At 43.3% G+C, this 19,175-nt stretch carries 21 protein-coding genes; 8 read left to right on the top strand and 13 right to left on the bottom strand.

Annotation, left to right across the window (positions count from 1 at the left end):
- Positions 1-91 precede the first annotated feature (91 nt).
- Entirely contained in the window at positions 92-1,117 is a 1,026-nt protein-coding gene (locus tag MHB64_RS11460; protein ID WP_094870174.1) for an ABC transporter substrate-binding protein, read from the top strand.
- Between the two features lie 53 nt (positions 1,118-1,170).
- Positions 1,171-2,913 carry an AraC family transcriptional regulator gene (locus MHB64_RS11455; RefSeq protein ID WP_341134452.1) on the top strand — a complete coding sequence of 581 codons (1,743 nt, stop codon included), beginning with the start codon at positions 1,171-1,173 and terminating at the stop codon, positions 2,911-2,913.
- On the opposite strand, the gene MHB64_RS11450 is transcribed toward MHB64_RS11455, so the two are convergent.
- The 4 genes from MHB64_RS11450 to MHB64_RS11435 are packed head-to-tail and all read right to left on the bottom strand — an operon-like array spanning position 2,914 to position 5,828.
- Positions 2,914-3,639, bottom strand: coding sequence for a hypothetical protein (locus tag MHB64_RS11450; RefSeq protein ID WP_341134451.1), 726 nt, complete (start codon positions 3,637-3,639; stop codon positions 2,914-2,916).
- Positions 3,636-4,349, bottom strand: coding sequence for a fluoroquinolone export ABC transporter permease subunit (locus MHB64_RS11445; RefSeq protein ID WP_094870176.1), 714 nt, complete (start codon positions 4,347-4,349; stop codon positions 3,636-3,638). The genes MHB64_RS11450 and MHB64_RS11445 overlap by 4 nt, the downstream gene beginning before the upstream one ends.
- Complete coding sequence (locus MHB64_RS11440; protein ID WP_094870177.1) at positions 4,346-5,200, bottom strand: ABC transporter ATP-binding protein; 855 nt, start codon at positions 5,198-5,200, stop codon at positions 4,346-4,348. Before MHB64_RS11440 ends, MHB64_RS11445 begins: the two co-directional genes overlap by 4 nt.
- A 1-nt stretch (position 5,201) precedes the next feature.
- A complete protein-coding gene (locus MHB64_RS11435; protein WP_094870178.1) occupies positions 5,202-5,828 on the bottom strand; it encodes a TetR/AcrR family transcriptional regulator in 627 nt (208 codons plus the stop codon).
- 214 nt (positions 5,829-6,042) lie between these two features.
- Between MHB64_RS11435 and MHB64_RS11430 the strand changes: the two genes are divergently transcribed.
- The 3 genes from MHB64_RS11430 (at position 6,043) to MHB64_RS11420 (ending at position 8,170) form a co-directional block, all read left to right on the top strand.
- Entirely contained in the window at positions 6,043-6,954 is a 912-nt protein-coding gene (locus MHB64_RS11430) for a helix-turn-helix transcriptional regulator (RefSeq protein WP_094870179.1), read from the top strand.
- 79 nt (positions 6,955-7,033) lie between these two features.
- Positions 7,034-7,549, top strand: coding sequence for a DinB family protein (locus tag MHB64_RS11425; protein WP_094870180.1), 516 nt, complete (start codon positions 7,034-7,036; stop codon positions 7,547-7,549).
- 51 nt (positions 7,550-7,600) lie between these two features.
- Positions 7,601-8,170 carry a YdeI/OmpD-associated family protein gene (locus tag MHB64_RS11420; protein WP_094870187.1) on the top strand — a complete coding sequence of 190 codons (570 nt, stop codon included), beginning with the start codon at positions 7,601-7,603 and terminating at the stop codon, positions 8,168-8,170.
- Positions 8,171-8,307: 137 nt separating this feature from the next.
- On the opposite strand, the gene MHB64_RS11415 is transcribed toward MHB64_RS11420, so the two are convergent.
- Positions 8,308-8,496, bottom strand: a complete 189-nt coding sequence (locus tag MHB64_RS11415; protein ID WP_143812131.1) for a hypothetical protein — start codon at positions 8,494-8,496, stop codon at positions 8,308-8,310.
- A gap of 333 nt (positions 8,497-8,829) precedes the next feature.
- Between MHB64_RS11415 and MHB64_RS11410 the strand changes: the two genes are divergently transcribed.
- From MHB64_RS11410 to MHB64_RS11400, 3 genes are all read left to right on the top strand, one after another.
- Positions 8,830-9,267, top strand: coding sequence for a MarR family transcriptional regulator (locus MHB64_RS11410; RefSeq protein WP_256989808.1), 438 nt, complete (start codon positions 8,830-8,832; stop codon positions 9,265-9,267).
- A gap of 112 nt (positions 9,268-9,379) precedes the next feature.
- Positions 9,380-9,694: a helix-turn-helix domain-containing protein gene (locus tag MHB64_RS11405; protein ID WP_341134450.1), complete on the top strand. Its 315-nt coding sequence runs from the start codon at positions 9,380-9,382 to the stop codon at positions 9,692-9,694.
- Positions 9,649-10,533, top strand: a complete 885-nt coding sequence (locus tag MHB64_RS11400) for an IS3 family transposase (RefSeq protein WP_341134449.1) — start codon at positions 9,649-9,651, stop codon at positions 10,531-10,533. Before MHB64_RS11405 ends, MHB64_RS11400 begins: the two co-directional genes overlap by 46 nt.
- Positions 10,534-10,637: 104 nt before the next feature.
- Here the strand turns inward: MHB64_RS11400 and MHB64_RS11395 are convergent, their stop codons facing one another.
- The 8 genes from MHB64_RS11395 to MHB64_RS11360 form a co-directional block, all read right to left on the bottom strand.
- Positions 10,638-11,735 (bottom strand): mandelate racemase/muconate lactonizing enzyme family protein, encoded by a 1,098-nt coding sequence (locus MHB64_RS11395; RefSeq protein WP_094869357.1) that lies wholly within the window; start codon positions 11,733-11,735, stop codon positions 10,638-10,640.
- Between the two features lie 36 nt (positions 11,736-11,771).
- Complete coding sequence (locus MHB64_RS11390; protein ID WP_341134448.1) at positions 11,772-12,095, bottom strand: L-rhamnose mutarotase; 324 nt, start codon at positions 12,093-12,095, stop codon at positions 11,772-11,774.
- Positions 12,096-12,121: 26 nt separating this feature from the next.
- Positions 12,122-12,892: an SDR family NAD(P)-dependent oxidoreductase gene (locus MHB64_RS11385; RefSeq protein ID WP_094875089.1), complete on the bottom strand. Its 771-nt coding sequence runs from the start codon at positions 12,890-12,892 to the stop codon at positions 12,122-12,124.
- Between the two features lie 3 nt (positions 12,893-12,895).
- Entirely contained in the window at positions 12,896-13,756 is an 861-nt protein-coding gene (locus MHB64_RS11380) for an amidohydrolase family protein (RefSeq protein WP_341134447.1), read from the bottom strand.
- Between the two features lie 28 nt (positions 13,757-13,784).
- Complete coding sequence (locus MHB64_RS11375; protein ID WP_341134446.1) at positions 13,785-14,696, bottom strand: fumarylacetoacetate hydrolase family protein; 912 nt, start codon at positions 14,694-14,696, stop codon at positions 13,785-13,787.
- 35 nt (positions 14,697-14,731) lie between these two features.
- Entirely contained in the window at positions 14,732-15,505 is a 774-nt protein-coding gene (locus tag MHB64_RS11370) for an SDR family NAD(P)-dependent oxidoreductase (protein WP_341134445.1), read from the bottom strand.
- Positions 15,505-16,266, bottom strand: coding sequence for an IclR family transcriptional regulator (locus MHB64_RS11365; protein ID WP_094869363.1), 762 nt, complete (start codon positions 16,264-16,266; stop codon positions 15,505-15,507). Before MHB64_RS11365 ends, MHB64_RS11370 begins: the two co-directional genes overlap by 1 nt.
- 150 nt (positions 16,267-16,416) lie before the next feature.
- Positions 16,417-19,170, bottom strand: a complete 2,754-nt coding sequence (locus MHB64_RS11360; RefSeq protein ID WP_341134444.1) for an alpha-mannosidase — start codon at positions 19,168-19,170, stop codon at positions 16,417-16,419.
- Positions 19,171-19,175: the final 5 nt, after the last annotated feature.

Genomic DNA, 19,175 nt, shown 5'->3' with positions numbered 1-19,175 from the left:
GAGTAAAAGGAGACTTTAAATTATGATAGTTTTCGTCGAGAATGATTATCATTATTGGTGATCGTTACATATTTTAGGGAGGCAATATTATATGAACAAGGTAAGACAACCCTTCGCCGTGTTATGTGTACTCTTTCTGATGACCACATTACTACTCGCGTGCGGAAACTCAGAGGAACAACCAGCCAAGAACACTGCGTCTAACGCAGCCGGAAATAATACTTCTGCTACCCCTGCACCTTCTCCAGAAACATCCGATAATGGCACTAATGCAGCTGCGGCGACTACTCGCACCTACACGGACTACATAGGCCATACTGTAGAAATTCCTGTTAACCCTAAGCGCGTAATTTATTCAGGAGAAACTTATGGCGATTTGCTCGCACTTGGTGTGCAAGCGGTAGGCTATCCACTATCTATGGGTGAGGGACAGGTTTTTGAAGATCAGCTTCAAGGTGTCGAAGATGTAGGGTTCCCTATCAATCTGGAAAAGACCCTGGAACTTCAGCCTGATTTGATTATCTATGCAGGAACAGATGAAGCTGATTTCGAGCAGCTGTCCAAAATTGCACCAACAATAATCTTTGATACCTTTGCCCCGTTAAAAGAACGAATGCTGGATATTGGCGGAATTCTTGGGAGAACGACCGAAGCAGAGGCATGGCTCGCTAAGTATAAAACGAGTGAAGATGCCTTGTGGGAACAATTAAAGGCAGCAGGCATAAAAGAAGGAGAAACAGCTTCAGTCTTTACTTATTATCCTGGTGACAGACTATTTGTTATGGCGACGACCGGACTTTCGCAAGTCCTATATGGAGAGAATGGCTTCAAGCCAACCCCAGCGATTCAGAAGGTTCTCGATGAAGGTATGGGATTCCAGGAAGTATCCATGGAAGTGCTAAAAGAATATGCCGGAGATCGGATTTTCATCCTAACTCCTGTGGCCGATGAAGCCAAGCAATCCACTTCTACTCTATTAAAGAGTCCGATTTGGAAAGGTCTCCCTGCCGTCAAGAACGGATATGTCTATACACAAGATATTATGAAGACTTCAAGTGATGCAACAACAAGAGAATGGCTGCTCGGTGAACTCCCACAGCTTTTGAATATGAAATAATTTTCACCTTCATGAAGCATTTGGCACTTAGCTGATAGAAAACTGCAAGAAGCATGTCAACAGCTGTTGATATGCTTCTTTATTTTATATACAATGAATTAATTGATAATGATTCTCACCAAATGAACGGAGGCTTCCTCTTGCTGCAAACATTACCCGTCGCTGCACCGCTCCGCTCGTTGCTGTTTCAGCTGACTGATGCGGAACTACATATTCAACCGGCAGGCTCTTGCTCTAAGACTCTTACCACTCACTTTTATAGACTTCTAATCTTCACTGGCGGAAGTGGACAGCTGATCCTTAGCGGTCAAACCATAACACTGACTACAGATACGTGTTATCTCCTATCTCCTGGAACATCCTATAGCACGGACAATCCAGAGACGACTCTTTATTATTATCTCATCACTTTTACAGCAATTAATAACTCCGAGTATCCCGAATATTATTCAGATGAACTCCTTCCGGGTAGGCAGGAGCTAATTGTCCACCCGTTCACTAGGGTAATCCGCCTTGCGGAAGATCTGCTTATGAGCAAAAAAAATGCAGATGATGTGCAGTTTTTTAAGCGGCAATTGAAATTCCAAGAATTGCTGCTCTTACTTTTTGAGCATAATTATCCTTCCGAGCAGGTGCCAAGTCCCGCGGATTCCGTGGAAAAGACCATCCAATATATGCAAGAACACTATACGGAGAGTATCACCGTGAAGCAACTGGCTGAGCTCGCGGGTATTACGCTGTGGCAATATACTCCGATCTTTCAAAAGCTTACCGGCAAAAGACCGCTCGATTACCTGACCGAACTGCGTATTAACCATTCGAAGCGTTTCCTTCTGGAATCCGCTGAACCGCTGCGTGAGATTGCTCGACTGGTTGGCTTCTCCGATGAATATTATTTTAGTCGCCGGTTTCGTCAAAAGACTGGAATTACACCCGGACAATATGCGCATCAGCAAGGCCGGAAGCTTACTGTGAAAGACTGGACTGGCCATGAGGTGGATATTCCGGAGCGTCCAAGGCGCATTGTCTACCATGGTGAGACGCTTGGTGACCTTCTCGCATTAGGTATAAAACCTATTGGAGGAGATGAAGTCTTTGCATGGAACAGAGTCTATAAACATCGACTTAAGAAGCTCTCTAACGTTGGCTTTCCTCTGGATCCGAAGCTTGCCTCTTCATTAAATCCTGACCTAATTATTATAGCTAATTCAGATGATAAGGCTTATCGAGCAGTCGTCGACATCGCCCCGACACTTACCTTTGATTCATTTGCTCCACTTGAACACCGTATGCGGACACTTGGAAGCTGGTTGGGTAAGCAGCACGAAGCTGAAGCATGGCTGGATTCGTTCGCAGCAAAAAATGCTGCCATGTGGCAGCAGCTTTATATGAATACTCTTCGACCTGGAGAAACAGCTTCTGCATTGATTTATGACCATGGAAATCATCTATATGCAATGGGAATGTCAGGTTTGTCTACTGCTCTCTATGCCCCTAACGGTTTACAACCCACAGATGAGATCCAAGCGATTCTCGATGAAGAGTTAGGGTTTGCAGAGGTTGATCCAGCAAGGCTGCCTTCTTACGCCGGAGATTATATTTTTATGCTTATTCCAGAACGTCAAGACTCTCGAGTGGCTATGGAGAAACTACTAGACAGCTCACTTTGGAAAAATCTATCTGCAGTACGTAAGGGGCAAGCTTATCTACTTGACGGAAGCAAATGGAACTATGGAGATGCGCTAACCCGAGAGAAGCTACTTATGCTGTTGCCTAAGCTGCTTGGAGGAGGTTAATCAATCGGCTCTTTTAATAAAAATCCTGATCATGATGCCCAAAAGGCTCAAGTGGAATAGAAGTCCCACCATAAAGTATGCAAGTACACTAAAACCACTAGCCATTTCTACAACAAAAAATAACTTAGCAGGCCAATACGTAGGAATCCACGCACCGATAAATTGCCAGGGTGATGGAACAAAGTATGCTAGGATTGGTCCTGCTATAAACAGACCACCGACCTTTGCTAAAGCTAATCCCTCTACCTTATTTGCAGCGAAAGAAGCTAGGAATAATGCAAAACAAGGGGCTTCAAATGCTAATAGTAAAAGGATATATACATGCTCTAATTGGAAGCTAGATAAGCCGGAGACTATAAAAAATAGCGATGAAAGAAATGCACAGAGTAGAGATGGAAGAACTAAACGATACACCATGTACCCTCTGCGCATTAATGGTGTAACCGCGTAATAAGAGATGACATTCTCATCTCTTTCATCAAGCATTAAAAGACCTGTCATCATACCGGTTAGCATGGGAAAGGTCATGACTAAGAAAATCGCAGCAAAGCTGCTATATTGATATAAATCAAAAGCATAACCATTCGTAAGCCAATCGGCTATCATTGGAAATCCAAACCTTGAGACGACTAGAAGGGCTAATGGAGCAAAGATGCCGACCATAAGCACTGGGTCCACACCAGTATGCCGGATATCGCTTATAAAAAGCATACGATACTTTTTCATTTTCCTGCTCCTCCCTTACCTATGCGTATTATTACATGATTTTCGAAGGACATTTTTGCCCATACGTATATCACTACATTCCATAGGAGTAATATCGATATGGAGTACATGTAACTGCCAAGTGACATAGCTGAGGTTCCCGAACTCAACAAGCGAAGCGTTCCTTCCGTAGGAAGCCATAAGAAAAATTTGGAGTTCCACACCTTAAAATAACCAAGCAATGGAAGGATAAAAGGCAATGCGAATACTTGTGAGAGTAGAATGAAGCCATTAATTGTCTGGCAACGAGCCACAACACCAATCGACAATAGCGTCATGAAGCTTGAAGTTAAAATGATTCCAGTAGAAAAGCCAAACGGGGAATGCGGAATCCCGCTAGCTGCTACATGAATAACCCAAGCGGCAAACAGGGAGAGTACAGATAATGAGCCAGCTTTTGAAAGTAAATATTCCCTAACACGAATCGGAGTAACAAATAAAGCATCATGGATTCCCTGGTCTCTTTCCAGCAGCACAATCCCCCCTGCGAGAATAAGTCCCAAAGCACTCGGATCGCTAAAGGTCAATAACAACATCGTTTGTTCTCGATAATGATCAGGAATAAGATGCAGCAATACCAAATAAAACGCACAGATAATGACGTAGACCCAATAAAACCCATGCCGCCATTGAAACCGGATGTCAAAGGCAAACGCAGATCTGAATCTCATGTTAACTGCCTCCCAGTTACGTCAATAAATATTTGTTCCAAAGACGCCTCCAGCGAATGAATGGTTTCTATTGGATGCTCACGAACAAGCTTTAAGAAATATTCATTCTCCCCTATATCATCAAGTGAGAATTCCTCATTTCTAACTTCATTATGATGGCGATATTCCAGCCGCACTCGTTTTTTTCCATTAAGAAGCTTAAGCTCCCGAGGTGAATCAATCAACTTAATTTGACCGTCTACGATAAAGGCGACCCTGTCGCAGAGCTCCTCCGCGGCTTGCATATTATGTGTTGTAATAATTACAGTTGTCCCATTCGCCTTTTTTTCCAGGATTAAATCCTTCATTCGTTTCGCATTAACAGGGTCGAGCCCGGAAGTGGGTTCATCCAGAAATAGAATTTGTGGGTTATTTAAGAGTGCTCTGCAGAAATTCAGCCTCATCTTCATCCCCTTCGATAACTGGGAGACCTTCAAATTTGCAGCTTCAGTGAGATTTACTTGCTCCAGGAGAAACCTCGGTTCCACCGTTCTCCCTGAATACAGAGTCCTAAATAGCTGCAAATTTTCCAGCGCAGTAAACTTTGAATAGAAATTTGGAAACTCAAAAGCTACCCCTATCCCCTCAAAATACTCCGGTCCGGTATTTCTTATTTCCTTGCCCATTACGTTAACGCTGCCGAGATAATTTTTTAAGACTCCAATTAGTATTTTTTGTGTTGTGCTTTTACCCGCTCCCGAAGGACCGAGAAAACCAAACACTTCACCTTGAGGTATGGAAAAGTTAAGTCCACTAAGGGTTGGCTCTTTTATTTTTGGATAGGTAAAATGAAGCTCCTTTACTTCGATCATATCATTCTCCCCCAGTCTTATTATCTTTCAAAGAAGTCATCCCTTCAGCCAGAACCCCAATCAAAAGCTCTATTGTTGCCTGATAGCGTTCATCACCGATCTCTTCCTTATGCAAAGACAGGAGGACTACAGAGCGAATCATGCTTACGATTAATTCCGGGTCAATCCCAACCATGATACCTTCGGCTTGCCATGATTGAATGAAAGGAATAAAAAAGTCTTTATCCTCTGTAAAATTTTGTTCCAACAACTCATTAGGCAACTTTCTTAATAACTGCTCCATTTCGCTTCTTACGAACATCTGGCGGACGATCGGACTCTCTTCCATCATCCGGAAAGATTTCAGTAAAAATAATTGGATTTCTTCCTTGTTTACAGGCACGCCTACGCTAAATGAATTGAACATTGTACTACGAATTCGTTGTTCCTCTTCAAGCAATATGTGATAGAACAATTCCTCTTTCGACCCAAAGAACATGTAAAACGAACCTTGCGCAATCCCGGCGGCTTTTGTTAATTCTTCAACACTAGTTTTTTTAATGCCATGTATTTCAAAGCAGCGACGCCCTTCTGTCAACAATTTATGTTTTATCCATTCTTTTTCTTGTTCAGAGAATTTTTTAGGCATATAAGTTCACTCGCTTTTTATGGTTTTATGAATATTTTTATTTTATATTCACAAGATAAACCAACTAACCATATTTTGTCAATCTTTTTTCTCTGTGAGGTACAATTAGTATTCTCCTATGCAACACCACCACAATCCTCCCCAAAATTAGCTTGAAAAATCTATGCTATAATCATGCAGTAACACGAAATGGACTAATGGGTGGGATACACAAATGAAATTGGAACGTTTGATTTCTATGATCTACAAGCTGTTGAACCACGAAGTTTTATCTGCCTCCAAGCTGGCTGAAGAGTTTCAGGTTTCTCAGAGAACTATCTATAGGGATATCGATGTCATTTGTGCCGCAGGCATCCCGGTTGTATCGTATCAGGGAACTAAAGGCGGATATGGCATCATGGACGGATATAAAATGGATAAAAGCCTGCTCCGTTCTTATGATGTCACTTCTTTGATTACCGTGCTGAACAGTCTCTCCTCTGTGTTTGAAGACGCGCAGGCGCAAGGAACCATTGAGCGGCTGCAAACGATTGGAGCAGAACAACAGACTTCTAGTCTAGCGGTGAATTTTGAAACTCGCCGTATGGATCCCGATGCACTTTCTCTTTTACGTACGGCTATTACGGAACGAAATATCGTCCGTTTTGATTACATCAATGTAAAAAACGAACGCACAACCCGTGATATGGAACCCGTAAAGCTTCATTTTAAATATAGCAACTGGTACATATATGGTTATTGCCGGGAACGACAGGATTATCGAGAGTTCCGGCTATCCCGGATGATGAATTTGCTTCTGACACAGAATATCTTTCATTCCCAACATGAGGTTCCCATAGAGGCCGGTTGTTCAAATAGGGCCGATCAGGTTGAGGATGTCGTAATCCGGGTAGGACCTGAGGCTTTGGCAGAAGCGCTGGATCAATTTCACCAGATGGATAAGGAATTTCATACCGATGAGAGCATGACGATGCGAATTCCTGTGTATAAGCCACTGGAAGCCCGCTGGCTATGGTCAATTCTGCTGAGCTTCGGCAGCGGCGCTGAAGTCCTCGAGCCTCTTGCACTGCGGGGTATCTTAAAAAAGCAGCTGCTAAATACCCTAAATCTTTATGAAGAAGTATGACAGTCTGCTGTCATACTTCTTCTTTTATATTAACAACAGCTACAAAAAAATCTATCACAACTCAAAAGGAGATCATACAATGACCAATCATCCAGTAGAAATGTTTAATTATCACATTTGGGCGAACCAAACGATCCTGGGAAGAATCAAGGAACTCTCTCCCTCTGTGCTAAATCAAGAAGTGAATAGCTCTTTTCCTACTATCGCTCATGCCCTTAGCCATATCTATGCGGTGGATACGATGTGGTATCTGGTTTTAACAGGCACTGGTATGCCTGAGGCTTTTCAAAAAAGTATCCCGCTAAATATGAGCATTCTAGATTCAGTTGATGAATACGCTAATCTTTTTGCCCAGCTATCTGAACAATACAAAGAATGGTTACAAAACCAACCCGATTTAGAGCAGACTATTCTACTTGATAACCCATTTGCTGGAATCCGGCAAACACGCCTATCAGAAATTGTGCTGCATGCCGCCAATCACGGGACTTATCATAGAGGTAATATATCCACTATGTTACGTCAGTTAGGGCACGCTTCTACCATGAATGACTATTCCTTTTTTTGGTATCAGATGCCTGCGAAAGCTATTTAATCTATGATGGGCAATGCTTTCCCTAGCTAGAAAGGAAATTGGAATTTAATGATGGAGATAGAAAATCTAATCACAGTAAAATCGAGAGAAGATTTACGGGTTTGGCTGCAGCAGAATCATACGACTGAAAAGTTTTGTTGGGTACTCGTAAGTATGACGCCAAATTCAGAAACATTGCTGTATTTGGATGTGGTTGAGGAATGTTTGTGCTTTGGATGGATCGATGGAGTGAAAAAGAAAGTTTCTGAAACGCAGCTGGCACAGCGACTGTCTCCAAGAAGCAAACGAAGCTCTTGGACAGAATTAAATAAAGAACGTGTCCGCCGCCTCGATAAACTGGGGCTAATGAGTGACGAAGGAAGAAAGGTACTTCCGGATATGAATCTCGCTTCTTTTAAAGTCGATAGGGTTATAGAACAAAGGTTAAAAGAGGAGCAGCAGGTATATGAGAACCTCTTAACCTTTCCAGCTCTTTATACAAGAGTCCGGATCGACACGATACAAAGCTATACACATCAACCAGATTTATTTAAGCGTAAATTAGATAAATTTATAATAAACACTAAAGAAAATAAAATGTACGGTCAATGGCATGATCATGGACGGCTTCTAGATTATTAAGCTGCTGGATCATAAAATTGCTTTGTAACTCTTGCTGATTGATTAAGAAAGGTGAGAAACCCAGTCATTCTCATGACCTCGGGTTTCTCTTTTTTGTATTTAATTATGGAAAAATAGCATAATGAACGACTTCCAGCTTACTTGACCTCAGCGTTCAGCCTCTCAATCAACTCTAGCAATTGCAGCGGCTCACTAACTGTATACATCGGACGTTCAGACTCATCTGCCGTCTCATGGGGATAACGGGGCGTCCAGCTCTGAAAAATGCTGGTGATGCCTAGCGCATTGGCCCCCTTCATGTCACGACTAAGATTGTTGCCAATCATAACGGTACAATCGTGAGCGAGACATTCTTCAGATTGTTCTCTCGTGCGCCTTTAATAACAATAGCTTCTTTCATCATGATTCCCCTCTCAATTAAAGCAATCACACATAGATATTTCTCTTATCCATAACGATTGCGAATGCTGTCATACTACTTCTTTTGCAAAAGTATGCTTATTTCGATAGAATGAATTTGTAAAATAACACATTTTAAAATAACTTCACAATCAAATATCTTGATTAACGAGATATAAAGATTTTAAAAGGGGCGTTATCCTTTGTCAAGCCATGAACAAGCTCAACCTACACCAGAGCAAGAACAATTCACCTTACTCATGCGTGGTCTGGGAACCCGAACGGTGGTATACCAGCAAAACGTAGCCGCCTCTCTTGGGTTATACAATAATGATTTTTTATCTGTGGATATCCTGCGTGAAAAAGGCCCCATTACCGCTGGAGAGCTGTCCAAACTAACTGGACTTGCCACTGGCAGCGTTACTGCATTAATAGATCGTCTCGAAAAAAACGGATACGTTCGCAGACAAAACGACCCTAATGATCGCCGTAAAGTAATTATTGTCCCGTTGTATGAAAATAAAGAAGATGTTATTGACACCTACCTGCCGCTTCATACTGCTATGGTTAAATTGGCTGCTTCCTATACCGATGAAGAACTTGCCCTCATTTCACAATTTTTAGGCAAAGCCAGCACCGTTTTAGACGAGCAAATTGATCATCTCAGTTCCGGAACACGCAGTAAGTCTTCTTCTTGACTCAAATGCTAAAAACAAGAAAGTCCGCTTATTGCATGAAGTGCACCCCTTAGAATAGACATTGGATAAAACCCCTGGTTTGTCCGATGAAATTCTAGGGGGTGCATTTTTTATGCCAGCGATAAAAGGTCAGAAGTTTAAAGAGTATTCGTATGAGACCAAGATAGAGGCGATACGCCTTCACGTCGTGGAAGGTTGGACCTATCGTAAAATCATGGAGAAGTTTGGAATCACAGACAGACATCGACTGAAAGCATGGATGAGGAAATATCGGGAACTCGAAGAGTTCGGACTTGTGGATCAACGGGGAAGGCGCGAGGAGTACGTCGATCGAGACAGGCAAGTAGAGCGGCTAAAACGGGAGAACGAAATGCTAAAAAAGTGCTTGGAAATCTGGATGCAGGAGATGAAGCCAAACGGTATGTAACGATTGAGAGAGCCGCAAACGAATATCCGGTTAGTCATCTTTGTAAAGTTTTTGGGGTCTCCCGAAGCGGTTACTACGCTTTTCTAAAGCGCAAAGAATTCCATCGGGACCGAGAAGATGAGGCACTCGTGAAGAAGGTCTATGAGCACTACAATGGAGTCTACGGCTACCGTCAGCTTCAACTGTTCTTGCTACAGGATCATGGGGTCTGGATGAATCATAAGAAGGTACTTCGGCTTATGCAGATGCTGGGCATCCGCTCACGGATTCGGCGGAAACATCGCTGCAACTACGCTTCTTCTACTGAAGGTCGTGTAGCTAAAAACCTATTGAAACGGGATTTCCAGGCGGATACGCCCAACCAAAAGTGGGTCACAGATGTCACACCATACCGGGTGGGGGAGTCGTGGATTTACCTCTCAGCGGTGAAAGACTTGTTTAAAAATGAGATTGTAGCCTACCACATGAGTCAGAGAAATGACAATCCACTGGTTCTACAGACCTTTGAGAAAGCCTTTAGCAAGACAAAAGACGTGACCGGGCTGATCGTTCATAGCGACCAGGGATTCCAGTACACGTCTCATGCATACCACGACATGCTGCCAAAGGTTGGCGCCCAAATCAGCATGTCTCGTCGAGGAAATTGTTATGACAATGCCTCGATGGAGAGCTTCTTCTCGCATCTCAAAACGGAAGGACTCTACCCTTATGATATCCGAAATATGGACGAGGTACAAAGGAAAATTGAAGAATATATCCACTTTTACAACAAGCATCGACCACAACGAAAGCTAAATAAGCTGCCTCCGGTTCGGTACCGGGAGCAGCTTATAGCCTAGGGTCTTTTTTCAGTGCCTATAAAATGGGGTCTTGACCATGCATAAAGCGGGTTTCTTGTTCATGTTCCACTTATGAGTGTAGGCTTAAAGCATCATCTTCTTCATTATCTCACTCGATACAGATCAAACAGCGCTGGTATAATCTCTGTTGATGCACCCGGCATTTGAGGAAGTATATAGTGCCCGTTGACTACAGTGGCCGGCTCCACAAAAATATGACGGATCCAAGGAATGTATTCCAGCATGATCGCACCCGGTGTTGCTGCAACCAAATGCTGATGAATTTGCCCCATATCACCAACATGCGGACAAATCGGAATATCGTATGAAGCGGCTAAACCTGCAATCTGTTGCCATTCCGTAATCCCACCAACACGCGTTACATCTACTTGGCAATATTCGAGTGCCCCATGATGGATATAATCCCGGAATGCATATTTCGTATAGACATGTTCACCTAACGCAATAGGTACATTTAATGCATCGGCCAGCTTCTTATGTCCCATGATGTCATCTGGATTTAAGGGTTCTTCTAACCAGAACAAATCAAATTCCTCTAACTTCTTCCCCCATGTCATCGCTGTATTGATATTCCACTGTTGGTTCACATCGATCATGAAGATGGTTTGATCTCCTATCGCCTTACGAACCGCTTTGCAACGATCATAATCCTCATGTGAATCTGCTTTACCCACTTTAATTTTGACTCCAGTGAAGCCCTGCTCTACTATTTCAGTAACGTCCTTAATTAAACGTTCTTTAGACCAGTTCAACCAGCCGCCGTTTGTATTATAAGCTTTTATTTGTTTGGATTTATGTCCGCCAAGATATTGCCACAACGGTTTATTGGAAGCTTTCGCCATAATATCCCAAAGTGCAATATCTACTGCAGCCAATGCCATATGAGTAACTCCCGCTCTACCAATCCAATGCATTTTTCCAAAACGCAGCTCATCCCAAATTTCTTTAACCATAAACGGATCTTTGCCAATTAATAAAGGAGCGTAATAACGGTCAATCGTATCAACGATCATATCATCACCATGTGCACAAGTTCCTGTATACCCATACCCCACAAAACCCTCATCTGTAAAAATCCGAACGCCTGCAAGTCCCCAATGCGTAGCAACATTAATTGCATCCGTAATTGGTGGCGTAATCGGAACGTGTAAGACGAAGCTTTCTACTTTTGTAATTTTCATTTTTTTCATCTCCCTAGCTTTAAATGAAATAATTACTCAATCCAAATGGAAAACCTCATCCATACTCGCCCACCATTCACCTTCTAATGCAGACTTCACTGGATACTGACAAGGATCTGTTAAGCTCCACCATTCTTGTGTACGAGGATCTGCAGTCATGATGGCCATATCAGCCGTGTAGTCATCCCCTGTATATTCATAATAACTGAACAAATAGCCGTCTCTATAAAAAATGGAATAGTTCTTAATGTTACACTTCCTTAATCTAGACAACACTTCTGACCATACAGATGCGTGTAATGCTTTGTATTCTTCCAGCTTCTCATCCTTGACATGAATAACACTTCCATAGCGAGTCATTACGTCCCTCCCTTTCTACTAACCCATTAATAGCCTAAGGCTGCTCCACCATCAACAGGGAGTGCTACACCCGTAACAAATCCGGATAAATCACTAGCTAAATACAACGCGGCTCTTGCTATCTCTTCCGTTGAGGCACATCTTCCCAATGGATGCATATCGATCAAATCTTGTACTGTAGTTGCCGGATTGGGCTGTTGACCGATCCACTCTTCTAATAAAGGCGTCATTACACCTGCTGGACATATGCAATTGACACGGACTCCATCGTTCGCATAATCCAACGCTAATGCTTTAGTCATTGCAATAATTGCGCCTTTTGAAGCAGAGTATACCGGATTTTGCTTTTGGCCTACCAATCCGCTTAATGATGCCATATTCACGATGCAGCCACGGTTTTCTCTAATCGAAGGAATGCAGAATTTAATCATCAAATAGACACTCTTCAAATTGATATCTAAGGTACGAGTCCATTCTGATTCAGAAATATCCTCCAAGGACTTCGGCAATACAACAGCTGCGTTATTGAATAGAATGTCAATCTTGCCAATCTTATTTAGGACCCATTCTACCAATTGTTTAACCTCTAGCTCCGATGAAACATCTGTTTTCACAGCGTAAGCAACAGAATCCCCACAATGAACTGAATGAATTTCCTCGACTACTCGTTTAGCTTCAGCCTCATTCCAGTCCGCAATGATCACTTTAGCACCCTCACTAACAAATAATTTGGCAGTCGCTTCTCCAATCCCAGAGCCACCGCCTGTAACAATAACGACTTTCCCTTGTAATTGCATAGGCTACACTCCAGTTTCAATAAAATGTGATGTCTCCAATTGATAAAAGCGGATCGCATTATTGCCAAAAACATCGTCTAGTTCTCGCTCTGTAAGCGCTTCAGGTAAATTGTTTAACAAAATGCTTACTGTTTGATCATAGCTTGCTGCAAGCAGGCACACTGGCCAGTCACTGCCGAATATGACCCTGTTTAATCCAAATGCATATATGACATGTTTGATATAAAAGTTAAAGTCAGCTTCTACCCAGTAGGGCATATTTGCTTCGGTAACCATGCCTGAAAGTTTGCAATACGTCTGGGGATATTGCGCGACCTCCGTAACCCACTCTTGCCAAGGTGAGGTTTCCTGCTGGGAAATTTGTGGCTTACCTATATGGTCAATGACCGCATGTAGATTTGGCACAAGCTTGAGCAATTTCAATACGGCTGGGAATTGTGCAGCATGGATCAATAAATCCACAGGGAATCCCATGGTCTCTAACCATTTTAAATGATGAATAACTTGAGGACGTTGCAAGTATTCATCAGCATCAATACTTTGAAGCATTAATCGGAGGCCAATAAAATAAGGATTTTTACGCAAAAGTTCAAAGGTTTCCGTAAAATTGTCCTGCTCTAAATCTAGCCACCCCACAACACCAGCTATTGAATCATGGATCTCGCATAAACTTAGTAAAAATTCAGTTTCTTCAACAGTAGCTGCTGCTTGAACAACAATGGTTTTCGTGATTCCATGTCGTAGTAATGATTCTGTCAGGTCATCAGGCATAAAATCTTTATATAGTAATGGAACTTCTGGTGTAGGCCATCCGTAATCGCCTCGACTTAATCGCCAATAATGCTGATGTGCATCAACTCTCATGCTTTCACCTCACAAAATGAGTACATTCTCAGTCTTCCTTAACGAGCCGATTCGTCAGCTTGCCGAGCTTCTCAATCTCAATCGTGACGATATCACCAGCCCTCAGGTAAATCTGCTGATCTACCGGATAACCGAGGACGACGCCTTCTGGTGTTCCAGTCAAAATGATGTCTCCAGGCACAAGCGTCATATGTTGCGAAATATAACTTACAATCTCATCGCATCGGAAAATCATATCTGACGTATTCGAATGCTGGCGGATTTCTCCGTTGACTGTACATTTAATCTCTAAATCATTCGGGTTTTCTATTTCATCCGTTGTAACTAGATAAGGTCCAAGAGGAGAGAATTTATCACATGACTTGCCTAACAGCCATTGCGGAGTCCTTAGCTGCAAGTCACGTGCGGACAAATCATTTACGTTGCAATAACCAAATACGTGGTTAAGCGCGTCCTCTTTCGTAACGTACTTAGCTGATTTACCGATAACGATAACAAGCTCTGCTTCGTAATCAACTTTTTTTGTCACTCTTGGAAGCGGAATATCGCCGCCATGTCCCGCCAACGTGTTATTAAATTTATTGAACAATATCGGGAACTCAGGGATCGCTGCGTTCGTTTCAACCGCATGCTTGCGATAGTTAAGACCGACACAGATAATTTTATTTGGATGAGTCACGCATGGACCGAGTGTCAACTTCGCTTCATCTAATAGGTATGAACAGTCTTCTCCAGCTATATCCAGTGCTTGAGTTGTGAATTGATCCAGCCTCGAAACCGCTGCCTCACCACCGTCAATGACTTCGTGAACGGTCATAGGTACGGAATACCCATACTGTCTAGGCAAATCTATTAAAGCGCTTGCAACATCCAATATTCCCTTTTCTGTTACGACCCCTAATTGGTAATCGCCATTGTTAAGGAATGTTAATAACTTCATTATTAGTTCCCCTTCCTTTTATCGTTTCATGCTGTTCAGGCGTTTTTCCCAAAAGTTGCGCCTCCATCAATATAGAGAGGAGAACCCATCATAAATTTTGATTCATCCGAAGCAAGAAATAAGGCGGCTTGGGCAACATCCTCAGGTAAGCCGAGCTCTTCACTAAGCTGACGTTTCTTAATTGACGCAATCGCAGTTTCCGGATTATCGTAAGAGGTTTTTAAGTAATTCTCAACGAACGGTGTTAAGATTGTGCCTGGTAAAAGGGCATTTACACGAATATTGTATGCTGCGTAATCTACTTGCATGGATTTCGTCAGGGCCAATACCGCTCCTTTGGTAGCTGAATAAGAAGCTCTTCTGGCGAGCCCGATTTCTGCGACGCAAGAGGACATATTAATGATGTTGCCGGATTTTCGTTTCATCATATGAGGTAGCACATATTTGGATGGCAAATATACACCCCGAATATTGACCTGAATTACCCGTTCCCATGCATCCGGTTCAACTTCATGTAAAGCGCCTACTCCGCTAATTCCTGCGTTGTTAAAAAGCACATCTATATGACCGTAGTGTTCAATGATTTGATCAACCATCTGCTCTACAGATTCAGCATGGGTCACATCCGCATGGATGAAATGACCTTTTCCTCCATCTGCATGAATATTCTTCAAAGTCTCTATACCTTTTGCTTCATCTAAATCGTTCACAATTACAGTTGCGCCTTCACGAGCAAACAGCAATGCCGTGCTTCTTCCGATCCCTGAACCTGATCCCGTGATTAAGATGACTTTATTGGCTAATCTCATTAATGATTGCCTCCTTGGTATAGCGATAACCGATTCGCCAAATGACGAATTTCAGCCTCCGCAACATCCTTCTTTTTCTCCCAGATATGCTGCTGCATGGTACAGCTCACTGCTGCGATAGCCTCACCTGATTTAGATAGGATCGGGGCTGAAACACAGCTGAACCCAACGATAACTTCCTGCTCATCGAAAGCAATCCCCTTATCGCGGATGATTCGTAGTTGCTTAACCAGATCCGCCTTAGTTTTCAATGAATACTCTGTAGCGCTCGTTAATTCTTGAATCGGGTATAATGAATCCAGATCTTTATCATCAATGAACGACAGAAGCAATTTCCCAAGTGCAGTCACATGAGCCGGGAACTTCATACCGGGACCGGATGCTAGCCTGACCATAGTCGGCGCTTCCTCCTTAGCCAGATACAACACTTCATTACCTTCAAGTCTGGCCAACTGAACCGTCTCTTGCAGGCGTTCTCTTGTGGCGGCAGCTTCTCGGTGGAATGATGAGATTAAGTCCTGACCTTGCAAGTAGGAATCTCCCCACCTTCCCGTAGCGGAGCCAATGGCATAAGTATCGTTAGTATCTCTATTCACCCAATCAAGTACTTCCATAGTCTGCAAAATAGAATACATAGAACTCTTATGGATACCAAGCTGATTGGATAAATCAATTAATCGATGCTTATAGGGTTCCTCGGATACAAGGCGTAGAATCCCGTCTGCTTTCTCCAAAGCAGGCACCCAATATTTTTTCTCCATGTGAGCACCTCCTTCGAACATTATACAAAACCAAGTTTTCTATACAAGCTAATTTTAATTTTATTAGTTATATTTGGCAATCTTTTTTTTTAAAAAAAGACGATAGCTCCCAAGCTGATGCCTAGGTTAACTATCGTCTTTATATTCATATTATCTCCGAATACCAATCGTTATAATTTCACATGGACCGATCTGTAAGAGCGAACTGCCTTTCTCTTCACTAGAGAGTGGGTGGCTCTCCTCTTCCAGGATCGACGTCTTATAGAAATACTGCTGCGGTATCGTTGAACGGATGGTCAGGTCGGTACTCTGCTGACTCATGTTGTACCAGCGAAGCAGTAGGTCTCCAGTCTGCTCGTTCATTTTTAGAGAGGAAAATGCGAGCTCATGACTCTCCCATTCGAATGGAGTATACACCGGAGCAATTGCTCCTTCATGTACATCAGTCTGACATACGATCCAAGGAATCTGGAATTGATAGGCTTCAGCAAAAGCACCTGAGGCTATACCATCTCCTGTGTGTGGGATGAGCTCCATACGTACAACGTGCTCTCCGAGACACTGCGCTTCTGGAGTCGGGAACAACCCCCAGTCTCCCAGTTCACCCACGCTACGGAGTAGTGTAATCGCAATGGTGTTACGACCGTCTCTTAGCACTTCATATTCATTTAATCCAAAGTTAGCGACGGTTAGACCGGCTGTGTCATTACTGATATCAACAAAGGCTTGCTGATGCTGCGTATTACTCGGATTCATCCATTCTACAGCTGGCTCAATATTCCGCTCCGCAACCTCAAACATCGAATCCACATGATGTGTGGCGGTGCATAAATCTGTCGGAAATAGCGCCCGAATCCGGTGATCTTTGGCTTTATTGTCTATCTTCGTTTCGATATGCAGCCCCTTCCCGCCCCGCTCCAAGCTAATTACGGTACGAAGTTTAAGAATGACTGTGTCATTACTGCGCTGTGCTTTCCGCTCTGGGTAGTACACAAGAGCACGCTGTTCCTCGTCCAGCTTATCATCTGCTGAGACTGGAATCTCCCAGTCATGCTTAATTTCCACAGATGCTCGATAAGGTGTGTTTTCCAGAACACAAATGTTCGCCTGTAGTCCCTTAGTCGTTAAAGCTTGTTCACCCTCTGGCTGTTTATACATGTATTCATTCCCGATATCACCTGTGTTCTCATACACACCAAGATCCCGGTAGGTCATGCCACTGGCTTTGTCACTCAGCGTAAATGAACCATTATCATGGATCACTACTTTGATGGACTCATTCTCCAACACCCGATCCCCTTGAAGCAAAGATTCAGGAGCTATAGGCAACCCTGCGTTAGACCGGCGAACCCACGCATATGCACGAAGACCCAGCGCCGGAACTTGCACAGCTTCAAAGGTAAGTCTTACTCGGCGGCACATATAGGGCTGGCGGAATTTATCGTCAGGCAAATCATAACCAAACTGAAGACCCAAATCCTCCATCTGGCATGTAATGGTATTCCCTTGATCGTCTACTAATTCACGGCCGTTTAAATCAATATCTTTCATACGGCTGGCTGTTTCTTCTAAAGAGAAACCCTCTCGCAAATATAGACGTGCCGCATCAATTTCTATGCTCACTGTACCCGTGCGACTCCATCCGGTCGTATTCATAACTACGAGTGGAAGCACTTCTTCACCATATGCTGTAAAACCAGACGTATCAACCGCATCTGCGATCACACGCTTACTATCATCAACAATGGTCTCTGCTACATGGCGGCTTTTATCAAAACGGGTGACCATTTCTCGATGCACCTCATCCACGCTGCAGCCGCAAATGCTGTCATGCGGGTGATTCTGCATCAGCGTCTTCCAGGCATAGGTGAACAGATGATGGGGATAATCTTTGCCCAGTAATTGTGCGAACGAAGCAAGTGGCTCAGCCACTTTTTCAAGCAAGACCTGACCTTCCTGATTCATCTGTTTCAAATAAACACGAGCAGATGCGGTATTCACTAGCGTCCCCCATCCGTCAGTGTGCTGGCTTCGCAGTTCGCCCTTTACGGTCGATAATTTGTTGTGATCCATTACATCCTCTACAGCCTTAAGGTAATCAGGGAAGTTAGAATGGACAAACTCCATATCTGGATATAGCCGCTTCGCAGTTTCGATCGCCTCCGGCAAATCCAGCTGAGCCGGCTGATGATCGCAGCCGTTCATGAATAGTAGCTCGCCTGTAGAGGCAAATTTCCGCGCATCTGCTAACTTCTTCTCCCAGAACTCTTGTGCCTCTGCTTCATTCACTGGCACTTCGTTTCCGTTCGAATACCAGTTTGCAAATAAAATGCCAAGCACTTTCGATCCATCCGGACCTTCCCATACCAGCTCGGAGAACGAAGATTCATATCCACCGTCCGATACTGTATTGTTGAATCCAGTCGGCTTTACACCTCTTCCAAAAAAGGCATTATTAATGCCCGATTGCTTCATTAATTGTGGAGTCTGGCCAACTAGACCAAAGGTGTCCGGAAAATAACCGATTTTGGAAGGTTCTCCGTAACGCTTCGAATCCTGATGACCAATCTGCATATTACGTACGTTTGCCTCTCCGCTGGTAAGGAAAGCATCCTGCAGTATATACCAAGGTCCGATCAGAAGACGACCTTCCGTAATATATTTTTGTAGACGCTCTTGATTTTCGGGACGAACTTGAAGATAATCCTCCAGAATAATTGTCTGTCCATCCAGAAAGAAACTCTTAAATTCACCATCCGCGTCCAATCGATCCAGCAATTCATCGACCAGTTTAATAAGGCGCACGTGATGCTTTTCATATGGAAGATACCATTCCCGGTCCCAGTGGGTATGAGAAATGATATGAGCAGTCTGAGGTTTAATAGATTTATCTGAGCTTTCCAAAGTGA

The organism is Paenibacillus sp. FSL K6-2859, from assembly GCF_038008265.1.
Lineage (GTDB): Bacteria > Bacillota > Bacilli > Paenibacillales > Paenibacillaceae > Paenibacillus_AQ > Paenibacillus_AQ nitricinens.
Note: the sequence above shows the minus strand (reverse complement) of the source record. Positions and strands in the feature narration are given on the sequence as shown.

Excerpts from the sequence above, each read along its gene's own strand:
- MHB64_RS11460 (WP_094870174.1), top strand. The coding sequence starts at position 92 with ATGAACAAGGTAAGACAACCCTTCGCCGTGTTATGTGTACTCTTTCTG.
- MHB64_RS11455 (WP_341134452.1), top strand. The coding sequence starts at position 1,171 with ATGTCAACAGCTGTTGATATGCTTCTTTATTTTATATACAATGAATTA.
- MHB64_RS11450 (WP_341134451.1), bottom strand. The coding sequence starts at position 3,639 with ATGAAAAAGTATCGTATGCTTTTTATAAGCGATATCCGGCATACTGGT.
- MHB64_RS11445 (WP_094870176.1), bottom strand. The coding sequence starts at position 4,349 with ATGAGATTCAGATCTGCGTTTGCCTTTGACATCCGGTTTCAATGGCGG.
- MHB64_RS11440 (WP_094870177.1), bottom strand. The coding sequence starts at position 5,200 with ATGATCGAAGTAAAGGAGCTTCATTTTACCTATCCAAAAATAAAAGAG.
- MHB64_RS11435 (WP_094870178.1), bottom strand. The coding sequence starts at position 5,828 with ATGCCTAAAAAATTCTCTGAACAAGAAAAAGAATGGATAAAACATAAA.
- MHB64_RS11430 (WP_094870179.1), top strand. The coding sequence starts at position 6,043 with ATGAAATTGGAACGTTTGATTTCTATGATCTACAAGCTGTTGAACCAC.
- MHB64_RS11425 (WP_094870180.1), top strand. The coding sequence starts at position 7,034 with ATGACCAATCATCCAGTAGAAATGTTTAATTATCACATTTGGGCGAAC.
- MHB64_RS11420 (WP_094870187.1), top strand. The coding sequence starts at position 7,601 with ATGGAGATAGAAAATCTAATCACAGTAAAATCGAGAGAAGATTTACGG.
- MHB64_RS11415 (WP_143812131.1), bottom strand. The coding sequence starts at position 8,496 with ATGATTGGCAACAATCTTAGTCGTGACATGAAGGGGGCCAATGCGCTA.
- MHB64_RS11410 (WP_256989808.1), top strand. The coding sequence starts at position 8,830 with ATGCGTGGTCTGGGAACCCGAACGGTGGTATACCAGCAAAACGTAGCC.
- MHB64_RS11405 (WP_341134450.1), top strand. The coding sequence starts at position 9,380 with ATGCCAGCGATAAAAGGTCAGAAGTTTAAAGAGTATTCGTATGAGACC.
- MHB64_RS11395 (WP_094869357.1), bottom strand. The coding sequence starts at position 11,735 with ATGAAAATTACAAAAGTAGAAAGCTTCGTCTTACACGTTCCGATTACG.
- MHB64_RS11390 (WP_341134448.1), bottom strand. The coding sequence starts at position 12,095 with ATGACTCGCTATGGAAGTGTTATTCATGTCAAGGATGAGAAGCTGGAA.
- MHB64_RS11385 (WP_094875089.1), bottom strand. The coding sequence starts at position 12,892 with ATGCAATTACAAGGGAAAGTCGTTATTGTTACAGGCGGTGGCTCTGGG.
- MHB64_RS11380 (WP_341134447.1), bottom strand. The coding sequence starts at position 13,756 with ATGAGAGTTGATGCACATCAGCATTATTGGCGATTAAGTCGAGGCGAT.
- MHB64_RS11375 (WP_341134446.1), bottom strand. The coding sequence starts at position 14,696 with ATGAAGTTATTAACATTCCTTAACAATGGCGATTACCAATTAGGGGTC.
- MHB64_RS11370 (WP_341134445.1), bottom strand. The coding sequence starts at position 15,505 with ATGAGATTAGCCAATAAAGTCATCTTAATCACGGGATCAGGTTCAGGG.
- MHB64_RS11365 (WP_094869363.1), bottom strand. The coding sequence starts at position 16,266 with ATGGAGAAAAAATATTGGGTGCCTGCTTTGGAGAAAGCAGACGGGATT.